Genomic DNA, 13,246 nt, shown 5'->3' with positions numbered 1-13,246 from the left:
TTGGTTGTTGGTTGTTGGAATATTGCATTTTTTCAGTCGAGAACTATTTATTTGTGATGATTTATCCTAATTTTCAAAAAATTAGGATAAATCATCATTTCAAAAACTAAATCTTTCTGCCATCTAAAAGGTTGATGATTCTTGAACCGTATTCTGCATTCTTTTCGGAGTGTGTAACTTGAATAATAGTGACTCCCTCTTCTTCGTTCAACTTCTTAAAAAGCTGCATGATTTCTTCGCTTTGTTGCGAGTTTAGGTTTCCTGTTGGTTCATCTGCCAGAATCAGTTTAGGATTTGCAATAAGTGCACGTGCCACACCAACTAGTTGCTGCTGCCCCCCACTTAATTGTGCTGGAAACAAATCTTTTTTACCTACAATATTGAATCTATCCAACATATCGGCTACCAAAGCCTTACGTTCAGAACCCTTCACTTTCTTATATAATAGAGGCATTTCTAGGTTTTCTTCTACCGTGAGGTCATCCAATAAATGATAAGACTGAAATACGAAACCGATATACTCTTTATACAAGTTAGAGCGGTATTTCTCTTTTAAAGTATGAACCGATTCGTTCAAGAAATCATACTCTCCTTCATCAAACGTATCTAGCATTCCAATCACATTAAGCAATGTAGATTTCCCAGATCCCGACGGACCCATAATTGAAATGAACTCCCCTTCTTGAACTTCTAAATTAATATCCTTCAGCAAAAAAATACGTTGACCGCCTTGCTGTACCCATTTGAAAATATTTCTTAATTGTAGTAACATCTTATTTAGTGAATTAGTTTGTTAGTGAAATAGTGGTTGTTGGTTGTTGGTTAAATATCTTAATTATTATTCAGTTCTTAAACTTTTTACAGGGTTAGATTTGGCTGAATTTAAGGTTTTAATGGTCATAATCAATAATGAAATTACCACCATAGAGGCTCCGCTTAAAGCAAAAATCCACCAACTTAATTCTGTTTTATTGGCAAATTCTTCTAACCAGTTATGTAGTCCGTACCATGCAATTGGTGCTGCGATTATAAAAGCTATTAAGACCAATTTCAAAAAATCCTTTGACAGTAAAAAATTAAGCTGAAATATATTGGCGCCTAGTATTTTTCGAATTCCTATTTCTTTGGTTCTGCGCTCAGTGGTATGTATAACCAACCCAAATAACCCCAAACAACTAATTAAAATAGCCAATCCCGTAGCCCATTGTAACAATGTTGCGGTTTTTTGTTCGCTTTCATAAAATCGTTTTACAGTATCGTCCATAAAAGCATAATCAAAATCCGACTCAGGATAGATTTCTTTCCATATACTTTCTATAGATGATATAGTTTCTGACCAATTAGAAACTTCACTTGGATTCAACTTAAAATGTATTGTTTTAAACTGTGTCCACTTACCTGTATATGAACTTCCAGTAAATGCCATAGGAGATACTCCATATTTTAGCGAATGCTGATTAAAATCTTCCATGACGCCGACTATAGGTAAGTTATCATCATCTACTTTTAAATTCTCACCGACTATATCTGCAGGATTTTCTATACCTATTTCTTTTAAATAAGATTTATTTACCACATATTCCCTAATAGAATCATTCAAAGGAATTCTACCTGCCAATAGTTTTAAATTATACAAATCAAAATAATTAGCAGTGCCATACATAAGTTGTAAATATGAATTTACTTCTGTACTATCTTTTATATATTTCACCCCCATGGTCATAGTAGTAAATGAAGCTGGAGGATTACCTGCTAATACCGCACTTGATATGCCTGGTAAATCTTGTATTCTTTTTACAAACCTTGTTCGTTTTACTGCAGATGTATCTTGCCACGGAGTTTTAAAATATGCAATTGCCTCTGTATTGAAACCCATATCTTTTTTCATGATATAGCTCAACTGTTTCCCCACCATTAATGTGGCTATGATAAATATTTGTGCGATTACAAATTGAAATACCGTCAAATACTTTCTTAACAGACCTTTATCTGAATTAGGGGTAATTTGTTGCTTTAAAACGGAAACTGGTTTATATTTCGATAATACTATCGCTGGATAAAATCCAGATAAAACAGTTACCAAACTTAGCAACAGAAAAACACCTAGCAATAACCATGGATTCAAAAAAACATCAAAGCTTAACCCTGCAGGAACAAAATCTGAAAACAAAAGCAACAACCATTTTGACAGAAAAACAGATACTACTGCTGCTGTTATTGTCAACAGAAATGTTTCTCCTAAATACTGATAAATCAATTGCAATCTAGAACTCCCTAAAGTTTTTCTAATACCAATTTCTTTCGCTCTTTTTATTGCTTGCGCGGTATTTAAATTGATGAAATTAATACAGCCTAATATCAATAGAATAAATGCTAACAAAAGAAGGCTTTTCAGCGCTGCCTTAGTCGTTCGGCTATCATTAAAATCAAAGGTCCCGTAATTAGGGTTTAGATGAATATCGCTTAAAGGTTGTAACATGAATCTACTTTTACTAGCACCCGTATGCAAATTTTCTGGCTCATCATGTTCTTTTGCAATTCGTGTTAATATTTTTTGAACATTATTTGAAATAGCGTTTTCTGAAAGTTTAAGAAATAGTTGCGAGGCAGAATTTGAATTATCCCATCCTGATTCATTTACTACATTGGTCATATCTTGAGTAACGGCTGTTTTTAATGAAATAAATTCTTCAAAAACAATGTCTGTACGACCCTCAAAACCATCAACAATACCTGAAACAGTAGCATGTATACTGTCATTATAAACAAGCGACTTCCCTACAACGTTACCTAATTCTTGATTTGGAAAATATTTTATGGCTCGTTCTTTAGTCAGCACCACCATATTTGGCTCTACCAAAGCACTATTTATATCGCCTGCCAACCAATCATATTCAAAAGTTTTAAAATATGAAGGTTCTGTATAAATCACAAAATCGGGTTCTTTGAATTTATTTCCCGTTTGTTGATTTTCAACATGTAATGGATATGCTGTAAAGAACGGAGCCACTGTTTCAATATCATTCACCTTCAAGTTCTTAAGTTCTTGAGCTAAAGGGACCGTAACACCTGCATTATAGAACACATCAGAACTACCTTCAAACGAAGTTGTTACCCTATAGATTCTATCACCATCAGGATGAAATTTATCAAAAGTCAGGTCATAAAAAACCATAGCACCAATTACGAATGAAGCACTTAATCCAATGGAGAGACCCAGAATATTAATCAAAGAAAACACCTTGTTCTTCCAAATGTTTCTAAAAGCAATCTTGATGTAATTTCTTAACATAGTTTCTGCAATTAACTATTCTGTTCTTAAACTTTTTACGGGGTTTGCTGCTGCTGCTTTCATGGTTCTTGCACCAACGGTCAATAATGCTATTAAAGCAGCTAACAATCCTGCGCCGATAAAAAACCAGACACTTAACGGAACTCTAAATGCATAATCTTGTAGCCATTGATCCAAAACATACCATGAAATTGGTGTTCCTATAACAAATGCTATACCTACCAATTTTAAAAAGTCTTTGGTTAATAATATGGTTATTGACGATGTACTTGCACCAATGACCTTACGCACACCTATTTCTTTTGTGCGCTGGGCAACTACCAATAATGACATAGCGAACAAACCTATACAGCTAAGTACTATACCTAAAACAGAACCTGCCGTTACAATGGTTGCCATGGTTTTCTCTCGTCTAAAGGTTCTATCTATATTCTCATCTAAGAAAGATCCCAGAAACTCAGCATTAGGCTCAATTTTTTGCCATGCATTTTTGATTGCATCGAAAGATCTTGCCATATCTGCAGGTGCTACTTTTACATAAGCGTAATACAACTCATAATCTCTATCTAGAAAAAAGGTGAGCGGCTCTATGCTTTTACTAATATCTTGATGATTGAAATCTTTTAATACTCCGATGACATTATACGCTACAGAATCTTCATCAAAATATACTCTTGTCGCTAACGGGTTTTCTTTTTCATTCAACTCCCTCACCATTGCTTCGTTAATAACCATACTTAAGCTATCTGCACTATATTCTTTACTGAACATACGACCTTCTACTAACTGTAAATCTAAGGTTTTTGCATAGTCATAATCTACCGTAAGAACATTACTATGTACAATTCTACCCTTGTATTCAAAACCTAAAACACTGCTTGAGATACTCCCATCTTTACCACGCCCTAAATTATTATCTGATCCACTAACCGCTAAAATATTACCATTGCCCTGCAGCTCATTTCGTAGAAGTTCTACCACGCGATAACTATCTTTCTTTCCGTTTAAGGGTATCGATATTACTTGTTCTTTATTGAATCCGAGATTTTTATTTCTCATGAATTGAATTTGACCTTGAAAAACCAAAGTACCCGTTATCAGTACAATTGCAATTACAAATTGCACTACAATCAAAGCATTTCTAACTCCGTTTTTACCCAATTCCCATTTACCCTTTAATGCCTTTAATGTATTCAATTTACTAAGTAGTAAAGCCGGATACCCGCCTGTAACCAAAGTCACCAATAAAATACCTAACAAAAAACTACCAAGAATTGTTGGTGTCATTAAGTTTGCAAAAGTTGCATCTGTATTGAACAAGGTCTTATATGGATTTATAAGCAAATTAGATAGTACCAACGCTAGAACAATTGATATTGCAAATACCAGTAGACTTTCTAACCAAAATTGACTAAAAAGTTGCCCTTTTACAGCACCTAATGTTTTTCTCATGCCTATTTCTTTCAAACGTTTTTCGCCTAAAGCAATATTCATGTTGACAAAATTGGCACAGGCTATGAAAATGATTAAAAAGGCAATACCCAAAATCATATACGGAAAGGTTTTTTTTATCTGCAATACGCCCGAATTAATGTTCGCAAAACGTTTGTCGGTATACGACAACAAGCCTAGTTGAGCATAATTACCATTAATATCTGGCTGTGCGCCATCGCGTTTCATATTATTTATTAACTCTTCGTTATGCAGTAAAGTGAAATCTACCGTACTTTTTTCAAACTGAGATTTAGAAATTCCGTCTTCCAATTGAACATATACCGGGTGATTACGAGCATCCCAAACATCTATATTCTCTTTGTATTCCCAATGACTATCGAAAGGGATAGCAATATCAAAACTAACACTACTATTATCTGGTATACTTTTTAGAATGCTTGAAACCGTAAATGGTTTTTCGTCTTTACCTATGAGCACTTTCACCATTTTACCTATAGCATCTGTAGTACCAAATAACTTTTTAGATGCCTCTTCTGTAAGTGTTATTGAGTTTTGATCTTGTATGGGTTTATTGTTATCGCCCGCAAGTGTTGGATAATTAAAAATGGAAAAAAAATCTGTATCTACATATTCAGCATCTAAATTAAAATCGTTCTCGCCATATGACACCAAGACATTTTCACTCAATGCTCTAGTAATATGTTTTACACCCGGAACTTCTTCTTTTAATGCCGGAGCAAAAGGTACAGGGTTGGCAGTAGAAATATCTGGACCTTTTGGTGTCTGGTTTGAATAATACACTTGATAGGTAGATGCCTTATTTACATGAAATTGATCATAAGACAACTCAAATAAAGCTGTCATGGTCAACAACAACGCCACCGCAAATGCTAAAGTAAGTCCAACAATATTTGCAGCGGTAAACACCCTATTCTTAAACAAGTTTCGCCAAGCGATTTTTATATAATTCTTAAACATGATTTGATTTTATAATGATTGATTGATGATTTTAAACTACTCTGTTCTTAGACTCTTTACCGGGTTTGCTTTTGCTGCTTTTATCGCTTGGAAACTTACAGTGATTAAAGCGATCACCAGTGTTAATAAACCAGCGATTGCAAAAACCCACCACGAAATAGCTATTCTAAAAGCAAAGTCTTCTAACCAATTAGACATATAATACCACGAAATAGGTATTGCAATTAAAATGGAAATACCTACTAGTTTTAAAAAATCTTTTGATAATAGTGTTACAATTGTACCAACCGAAGCACCTAATACTTTTCTAATACCTACTTCTTTAATTCTATTTTCTGCCATATAGCTAGCCAAACCAAATAAACCTAAACAAGAAATTAATATGGTTAGCAACGTAAATAGTCCGGCTAGCTTACTTGTAATCTGTTGATCAATGAATTTCTTAGCATACTCGCCATCTACAAAGTCATAATTAAATGGATACTCTGGGTTATAGTTTTTGTACACGCGTTCTATCGTAGCCAAATTATTTGCCGTGGTATTTGCCTCGTTTAATTTCATATGAACAACGTTGAACCAACCCATTGCCCCTTCAATAACCAAAGGTTCAATCTTTTGAAAAGGAGAATTGAAGACAAAATCTTTAACAACACCAATTACATGCCATTTTTTGCCATTATCGTTAATAATTTTCCCTATTGGATCTTCAAAACCCATTAGCGCTACCGAAGCTTCGTTTAATATTACTGCTGTCGAATCTGTCGGGAATTTTTGCAGGTCTAAATCTCTTCCTTCCAAAAGTTCAAAGCCTAACGTTCGAACAACGGCATCATCAGCCATCATTCTTAAAATGATTGTTTTATTATTCTCTTTTTTACCTTCCCATTCTACACCCCAAGTATTGCTCCAACTTTCTGTTATTGGAGAGCTTGTTTTAGTTACTGAAGTGGCAGCGCCAGACTTTAAAAGTTCTTCTCTTAGGGCATCATAGTTTTTTTCAATATCACCCTCCATGAAAGTGTAAACAAGATTATCTTTTGCGTAGCCCAATTGCCTATCCTGTACTTTTTCTAATTGTTGTGTAATAATTAATGTTGCGGTAATTAAAATTATAGCTACCGAAAATTGAACAACAACTAATACTTTTCTAGGGGTAATTAATGTATTTACTTTATGAAATGTTCCTTTTAATACTGCAGATGGTTTAAAAGCAGATAAGTATAATGCAGGATAACTACCTGCCAATATTCCTGTAAATAACACAATACCTATTGCAGATAACCAAAACCATTTACTTGTAAAATCTATGGCGAGCTCTTTACCTACCAAATTACCAAATGCGGGTAATACTAGAAGTATGATTACAAAAGCGAGTAGCGCCGCAATAGAAGAAATCAACATTGATTCGCCCAAAAACTGATATATCAAATACTTTTTAGGAGCTCCCATTACTTTTCGAACGCCTACTTCTTTAGCTCTTTTCTCACTTCTAGCGGTACTTAAATTCATGAAATTAATACAGGCGATGAGTAATATGATCGCTGCTATAAAACCGAACATCCGTATTAATTCTATTCTACCACCTATTTCTTTTCCGTTTTCAAATTCTGAATATAAATAGGTTCTTGAATATGGATATAATAGCGTTTCCATATCTGGCGAGTCTTTATCATAATTCTCACGAAGGGTCTTAATCTTTGCTGAAAACTGAGTGAAATCAACACCCTCTTTAAGTTTTACATAGGTTGCTACAGAATTGTTCCCCCAGTTGTTATCATCCCAGTCTTTTTGAATTAAATAATCCCAAGGGACTAAAAACTCGAAAGTAAAATCGGTATTATCGGGCAGGTCTTTTAATACTCCTGTAACCTTAAAGCTATCGGCATTATCAATTTTAACCAATTGACCAATAGGGTCTTTTTCACCGAATATCTTTTTTGCGAATGTTTCTGTAATTACTACCGAGTTTACGTCGCTTAATACGCTCTCGATATCTCCCTGAACTAAAGGAAAACTGAAAATATGTAAGAAATCTGGATCTACTATCGTTCCATTCCCCTTAATTCGTTTGTCATCTACAGAGAACAAAAAAGGCGTATCATAATAGTATCTAGATACCCGCTCTACTTCTGGGTAATCTTTTTTAATGGCAAGGGCCATTGCCTTAGGTGTGGAATTCCATGTCCAAATTTCCCCATCTACATCATACTGATTATTTACTTCATAAATACGCTCTTGGTTTTCATGAAATCTATCGAAGCCTAATTCAAAATTTATCCAAAGAACAATTAGTGTAAAAACAGTTAACCCTATCGAGAGCCCTACAATGTTTAACACCGAAAAACTTTTATTCCGAATTAAATTCCGCCAAGCTACTTTCAGATAGTTTCTAAACATGATTGTTATTTTTGATTGATTGATAATCCTTACACTACTCTGTTCGTAAGCTTTTTACAGGGTTTGCTTTTGCTGCTTTTATGGCTTGAATACCCAATGTAAATGCCGTTATGCAAAATGCTATACAACCAGCTAGGGCAAACATCCAAAACTGTATTGGCACACTATATGCAAAACCACCTAACCACGCGTTCATCATATACCATGCAACCGGGAATGCAATTATAGCCCCAATGCTTACCAAAATCATATAATCTTTTGAAAGTAACACCACTATTTTTAAAACGCTTGCTCCTAAAACTTTACGGATACCAATTTCTTTAATTCTCCTTTTTGCCATAAATGAGATAAGACCGAACATACCCAAACATGAAATAAATATGGTAAGTAATGCTACCACATTTACGGTTTTAAGCATGCCGTCCATTAAACGATACTGTCCGCTTACTTTTTCTCCAAGATTACTTTGTGCATAGTTTTTTCTGGAATCTATTTTTGAGAATGCTAAAGCAATCATATCTCTAACCTCTTTTTCTTTACCTTCTATTACCCTTACAGACAAATAGCGATGTTTTTCTAAATCATCTTCACTTCTATAATAATTTACCAATGGTTCAACGGCATTTTGCAAGTCTTGATAATGAAAATCTTCCATAATACCCACTACCGGATTACCTACAAAATCATCATTTTTATATTTTAAACGCTTTCCTTCTATAGTTGACCAACCAAATGCTTTCATTGCACTACGATTAATAATTACAGGTCTCTCGTCTCCATTATCCATTTCCTCATTAAAATCTCTCCCTAATACAATCGGAATTTTTAGTGTGCTTAAATAACCCGCATCGGCAAATGATCGACGAAGACGCACATCTGTATCTGTATCGGCGTCATAATATCTGGTATAATTAAAATAATAATCTGATGGTATAGCCTGACTTGTAGCAACATCTGTCACATACGCATTTGCCTCTAGGTCATTTAAAAGTGTTCTGAAACTAGAATTGGCAGCATCCATATCTTTATAATCAAGATCAATGTTGCCCACAATTACATGTTCTCTTTCAAAACCTAAATCTGCCTTTTTCATAAACTTGATCTGACTGTTTAAGATAACAGCAACACAGATAAAAAGAATGGCTATGGAAAACTGAAAAATGATGAATGTATTTCTTAAAATAAAACTGCCTTTAGCACTATCTAATTTTCCTTTTATCCCTTGGGAAACCGGCAAGGAAATAAAGCGTAAAGTAGGTAATATACTAACCACCAACGTTACCAAAACACCTAATAAAATGGCTCCTAAAACCACAGGATAATCATTTGCTAAACTAAATTTAATCTCACCAAAATCAGCCCCAAAAATATCATTCATTTTGGGCAGTAAGAAGCCAAAGAAAAGTCCGCCAGAAATTAATATTGATAACAACACTAAAATTCCGTTTTCCAAACAAAATTGCGTAATCACACCTTTTTTACTTCCACCTAATATTTTACGTACTGCAATATCCTTTGTTCTACGGTACATGGTAGAGGTATTCAAGTTCAAAAGGTTTACAAGAACTAGAAGCAGCACAAAGAAAGATGTTGCTATGTTACCCGCTATAATAATTTCAACTACGGGTATAGAATCCATACGAACCTCAGTATGCGGTATTACCTCCATTCGTGAAATTACCGTAGGGTCTTTGTAATTTTCTTTCACTAATTGACCTACGCGCTTCTCAAATTCTGGAATATTCGCATCTGGTCGAAGTTTTATAAATACTGGCGAAAAACTGTCATCCCAATTGTTTTGATTTTTAAAACTTACATTGTCTTTTAAAATGGTATTCGGCATTAAAACATCTAACCGAAATGAAGAGTAAGGACTTATTGGTTCTAAAACCCCTGTAATAGTTAAGTTTAAGGTATCTGCAGCAATCAAATTTTTACCAACCGGATTCTCTTCTCCGAATAACTGCTTGCTTACCTTATCGGTTAAAACAATAGAATACTTTTCATTTAAAGCAGTACTATGATTTCCATATTTTAAAGGCAATTCAAAAACATCAAAAAATTCTGGGTCGGCATATGTAGTTGTTTTTTGAAATTCATTATCATCAACCTCTAACCAAATATTGCCCCACCCATGTAAATGTGTGCCAGCAACTACTTCTGGAGAGGTGCTTTTTATTTTATCCAATAACGGATAAACGGCTTCATTGTAGTCATTACCGTCTGCCAAATGTGTCTTTAGATAAAAAATTTGATCCTGATCGGGAATCATATTATCTGCTACATAATAAGCATACACCGAAAACATAAGCGTTAATACACCACCAATACCAATACTTAACCCTAAAAGATTTAAGGAGGAAAGCATTCTATTTTTCCAGAGATTCCGAAAAGATAACTTTAGGTGGTTTTTTAGCATGATTGCGCGTTTTTTGATTGATGATGTAAAAATTAAAACTAAATCCGTGCCATTATCATAATGAACATAATATCAATAAGTTACAACAAAAACTAAATATTGTAGTGTCAAATAATTTGACAAAACATGTACAATATATTTACATAGACTATTTAAAAAACGGATTGTTACATTAACCTCTGCATCATCTTTATAAGAACGAGTGCAATCTATAGTACGTTACTCTGACCGTAAACTCTTCACCGGATTTACAACCGCCGCTTTTATACTTTGATAACTAACTGTTACAATAGCCACTATAATCGCAAGTAGTGCTGCAAGGGCGAAAATGCCAAATCCTATTTCTATTCGGTACGAGAAATCTTCTAGCCATTTGTTCATGGCGAACCAGCCTAGAGGCAATGACACTAAAATTGCCACCCCAACCAATTTTAGAAAATCTACTGTAAGTCGGTAAGAAATTTGACTTACAGTAGCTCCCAACACTTTTCTAACACCGATTTCTTTTGTTCGTTTTTCGGCATTAAAGGCAGCTAATCCAAATAATCCCAAACAAGCAATAAAAATGGACAGCATAGTAAAAATGAAAAATATCTTACTCAGTTTTTGTTCCGCTTCATAGGTGGTATTGAAAGCTTCGTCCATAAAGCGATAATCAAATGGTTGACCTGGTGCCATGGCGTTCCATGTACTTTCTATTGCTGAAATATTATTTACAAAGTTTCCGCCGCTCATTCTAACCGCCATATTTTCGGCATCAGATTTAAGTTGTATACCTAGTGCCTCTATATTATTACGCAAAGATGTAAAATGAAAGTCTTTAACTACGCCGATGATAGTATAGTAGGTAGGGTTTTCGAGTTCTATTTCTTCTGATATTCGCATACCCAAAGCTTCTTCTGCGTTGACATTCATAATAGGCAACGTAGCTTCATTTATAATGATAGCCGTAGAATCTGATACATATTTCGGATTAAAATCTCGCCCAGCAACTATCTCCATTTCCATAGTTTTTAAGTAATCTGAATCTACCTTCCATTCTTGCATTTGAATGGCAAATTCTTGATCTCTTGCACCTTCTTCAAAGAACGAGGTATTTGACCTCCAAGATGGTGTTGGATAGTAATCGCTTAACGTAACGCTTTCCACAAAAGCCATGTTAGCAATTTGTTCTTTAAAAGCTTTGGTCTTTGATTCTAGCGCCCCTATTTCGTTAATTAACAGCACCCGATCTTTGGAAAAACCCAAATCTTTGTTCTGTATATAATTTAATTGTTGAAAAACTACCAAAGTGCTTACGATGAGAAATACCGAAATTGAAAATTGAAATATGACCAAGGCATTACGCACCCTACCATTACCTACACTTTCTGCACTACTACCTTTTAAGCTTTTAACGGCAGTAAATCTTGACATGAAAAATGCAGGGTAACTGCCTGAAAATAATCCTAGTAAAAAGGTTGCCCCCAATAACGCCAACCAAAATAAGGGCTGAGTAAACGGAATAACAATTGATTTGCCCGTGAAGCTATTGAAAAAAGGCAAAGCTATCATTGAAATTATTAGTGCCGCTAACAAAGACACAAATGCTATTAAACCTGATTCTGTCAAAAACTGAAAAACCAAATTCATTCTGTTGGAACCCAAAGTCTTTCTAACTCCAACTTCTTTGGCTCTCTTTAAAGAATGTGCCGTAGACAAGTTCATAAAATTCACACTTGCCAAAATGATCAAAAACAATCCAATAAATGATAAAATGTAAATATTTTGAATACTACTTGTTGCATTCATTTCCGTATCTCTATCAGAATACAAATGAATATTGGTCAATGGCATGGTATGGTACCTAATATAATTACCAGATGCCGCAAACGACTCTGCCGTCATACCCGGAAAATACTTTTGTGACCATGGTAACATATACCTTTCTAACATGTCTTGCAAGGGCTTGTGAAAATCTTCTGCATTGGCTTCAGGAATTAATTTTACAAACGTAAAATAATTATTACCACCCCAATTATCTTCTCTAGATGCCACGTTGCCCGCCATTGCCAAAAACACACTATAGTCATTGAAATAGGAATTTTGGGGCATGTCTTCAATCACACCGGTTACCGTATAAGTATCGGTATTGTCTAAAAGTAAATTTTGACCAATAACATCTGTATCACCAAAATGTTTCTCTGCTGCACTTTTGGTCAAGACTAACGAGTTGGTGCCGGTCAATGCCGTTTTAGCGTTACCTGCGAGCAACTCTATTCCGAAAAAATCGAACATTGTAGAATCGGCGAAGGCTATATGGTTTTCTTTGGCACTTCTGTTTCCTCCTTCTTTTTTCACATACGCACTACCTATAGTTCTAAGACGAACAGTTGATTCTACTTGCGGATAATCTCTTTTTAAGGTTTCTGCCATTGGTGCGGCTGCTTCACCTGCTTTCATTTCAGCTCCACCAAATTTTATATCTGTATCTATACGATAAATCCTATCTGCATCGGTAAACATTTTATCATAACTAAGCTCGTCGTAGATATATAACGATATAACCAATGCCCCAGCCATACCAATGGCTAGTCCGAATGTATTTAGGAAGGTAAAAAAGGCTTGCTTCTTTAAGCTTCTCCAGGCGATTTTCAGATAGTTTTTGAACATGATTCTCGTTTTTTGATGCTTTATTATTGATAAGCACTAGTTGATGATACTTG

Annotated in this window: 6 protein-coding genes; all 6 read right to left on the bottom strand. The window is 34.8% G+C overall.

Features of this window, described 5'->3' with window-relative positions; all coding sequences use genetic code 11:
- Positions 1-106: 106 nt before the first annotated feature.
- A complete protein-coding gene (locus tag ACJJVT_RS18560) occupies positions 107-772 on the bottom strand; it encodes an ABC transporter ATP-binding protein (RefSeq protein WP_348324741.1) in 666 nt (221 codons plus the stop codon).
- Between the two features lie 66 nt (positions 773-838).
- Entirely contained in the window at positions 839-3,292 is a 2,454-nt protein-coding gene (locus tag ACJJVT_RS18555; RefSeq protein ID WP_405400713.1) for an ABC transporter permease, read from the bottom strand.
- A 15-nt stretch (positions 3,293-3,307) separates the two neighbouring features.
- On the bottom strand, positions 3,308-5,725 hold the full coding sequence (locus tag ACJJVT_RS18550; RefSeq protein ID WP_405400711.1) for an FtsX-like permease family protein: 2,418 nt from the start codon (positions 5,723-5,725) through the stop codon (positions 3,308-3,310).
- Positions 5,726-5,761: 36 nt separating this feature from the next.
- Positions 5,762-8,062, bottom strand: a complete 2,301-nt coding sequence (locus tag ACJJVT_RS18545; RefSeq protein WP_405400709.1) for an ABC transporter permease — start codon at positions 8,060-8,062, stop codon at positions 5,762-5,764.
- Between the two features lie 94 nt (positions 8,063-8,156).
- Positions 8,157-10,541: an ABC transporter permease gene (locus ACJJVT_RS18540; RefSeq protein WP_405400708.1), complete on the bottom strand. Its 2,385-nt coding sequence runs from the start codon at positions 10,539-10,541 to the stop codon at positions 8,157-8,159.
- Between the two features lie 219 nt (positions 10,542-10,760).
- On the bottom strand, positions 10,761-13,193 hold the full coding sequence (locus tag ACJJVT_RS18535) for an ABC transporter permease (RefSeq protein ID WP_405400707.1): 2,433 nt from the start codon (positions 13,191-13,193) through the stop codon (positions 10,761-10,763).
- Positions 13,194-13,246: the final 53 nt, after the last annotated feature.

It is taken from the genome of Maribacter sp. Asnod2-G09, from assembly GCF_045063795.1.
Lineage (GTDB): Bacteria > Bacteroidota > Bacteroidia > Flavobacteriales > Flavobacteriaceae > Maribacter.
The sequence above is the reverse complement of the archived record's forward strand: the minus strand, read 5'-3'. Positions and strand labels throughout refer to the sequence as shown.